Source organism: Candidatus Symbiopectobacterium sp., assembly GCF_020054415.1.
Classification (GTDB): Bacteria; Pseudomonadota; Gammaproteobacteria; order Enterobacterales; family Enterobacteriaceae; genus Symbiopectobacterium.
This window is the reverse complement of sequence record NZ_JAHWCO010000501.1, coordinates 1-1,523: the sequence shown is the minus strand read 5'-3', so window position 1 is coordinate 1,523 and position 1,523 is coordinate 1. Positions and strand designations below refer to the sequence as shown.

Sequence of the window (1,523 nt, the reverse complement as noted above, 5' to 3'; positions counted from 1 at the left end):
GATGGAAAACCCTACGGCGGCCGATGCCTTCCTGGATCGGCTGATCCACAACGCCCACAGACTGGAGCTTAAGGGAGAATCATTAAGGAAAAATAGCCCGGTAGTGGAAAGCGCAGAAGAAACACGCTAAAACGATAAAAAGTTAGGTTTCCGGATGATCGATACGATGCGAAAACGTGATCGACCTTAGATGCGAATCGATGATCGATCGCATGCGAATATGCACACGCTCAATACGCGGTGTATACAGCTTGCTAACAATGTGTTTTACTTTTGGAAGTTCGTCGTTGTAAGCCCTGTAGCCATCCGTGTTTGCATGACTGACGACGGTAACGCTGATGGCTACTTTTGCCATCACAGTGTTTTTTCACAGGAGATGTCTGTTCACAAAACGGGCATCTTACATCAACTTTAGCCACTGTATTCCACATCCAAAACCGGACATTTCACACTGCAATCAACATATTGAATACACGAACCCGATGTTTGAGATGACAAAAGACGGTTTCGTCTTCCTCGTCATGGGCTTTACCGGCAAAAAAGCCGCAGCGTTCAAGGAAGCTTACATCGCGGAGTTTAACCGCATGGAAGAGCGGCTTAATGGCGCAGTTGCCGTCAGTGGCGTCACCAGCGAAATCCTGCTAACCCTTCAAGACAATAAAGTCATCAGCTCCCGGCCAATTGCTGACAACGAATATGTTGCCAGCCTCGATACATTGTTCGAGATTGCGCGTCGAGCTGACTATCTCGTCATACACAAAGACGACCTGATTAAAAAGCTCGGTAGCTAATCTAACCCAGTCATTCCGCCCCGGGATCGTGCCGGGGTTCCATTAATCACATTGACTTGTGAGGAGCTTTAACATTCAAAATTTAACCATTGCACAAACATTAACCATGTCCAGCCGCGAGATTGCGGAGCTGACAGAAAAGCAACATAAGAACGTCAAGCGAGACATCGAAAAGATGCTCGTTGACCTGGAAGAAGATACGCTCAGTTTTGAGCACATCTATCTGGATTCCATTAATCGCCAGCAGACCGAGTATCTTCTCGAACGCGACCACACAGAATGCCTTCTCATAGGATTATGCGCCATCCACCGCATGCGTGTCATCAAACGCTGGCATGAGCTTGAAGAGCTTGCAAGCCAGTTTTTCATACCACAAACGTATCCTGAAGCCCTACGCATCGCAGCCCAACGTGCAGAAGAAACACAGCATCCAAACAGCCTTGCATCGTAAGAGGAGCTACGAATGAAACCTAAGATTCCCATCGGGATAAGAGAGTGAGCGAAGCGATTTGAACGCCTGTACCGCGAAAGGCTTATCTGTATTAGTCGCGACTAGATCTGACACTGGACCTTGAAAGGCTAAGAGTTACCGGTTTTGATATGGGTGTCTAATCCTTAAACAAAACGCGAGGTAACTATCATGCTTCATACTAACAATCCCATTATCAAACACAAAGCCGGCCTGCTCAATCTCGCCGAAGAACTCGGTAACGTATCAAAAGCCTGCAAGAT

General features: G+C 47.2%; 3 protein-coding genes and 2 pseudogenes. 3 read left to right on the top strand and 2 right to left on the bottom strand.

Annotation, left to right across the window (positions count from 1 at the left end; all coding sequences use genetic code 11):
- On the top strand, positions 1-130 hold a 130-nt coding region (locus QZ506_RS14675; RefSeq protein ID WP_291968800.1), incomplete at its 5' end, for an ATP-binding protein.
- 12 nt (positions 131-142) lie between these two features.
- On the opposite strand, the gene QZ506_RS14670 is transcribed toward QZ506_RS14675, so the two are convergent.
- Both QZ506_RS14670 and QZ506_RS14665 read right to left on the bottom strand, forming a co-directional pair.
- Positions 143-355, bottom strand: a complete 213-nt coding sequence (locus tag QZ506_RS14670; RefSeq protein ID WP_291972025.1) for an IS1 family transposase — start codon at positions 353-355, stop codon at positions 143-145.
- Positions 315-419 (bottom strand): annotated as a pseudogene (locus QZ506_RS14665) (IS1 family transposase); the annotation flags it as partial. The pseudogene QZ506_RS14665 and the gene QZ506_RS14670, both read right to left, overlap by 41 nt.
- Positions 420-479: 60 nt before the next feature.
- Between QZ506_RS14665 and QZ506_RS14660 the strand changes: the two are divergent.
- Both QZ506_RS14660 and QZ506_RS14655 read left to right on the top strand, forming a co-directional pair.
- Positions 480-596, top strand: a pseudogene (locus tag QZ506_RS14660) (Rha family transcriptional regulator); the annotation flags it as partial.
- Positions 597-897: 301 nt separating this feature from the next.
- Positions 898-1,242, top strand: a complete 345-nt coding sequence (locus QZ506_RS14655; RefSeq protein ID WP_291972023.1) for a Rha family transcriptional regulator — start codon at positions 898-900, stop codon at positions 1,240-1,242.
- Positions 1,243-1,523: the final 281 nt, after the last annotated feature.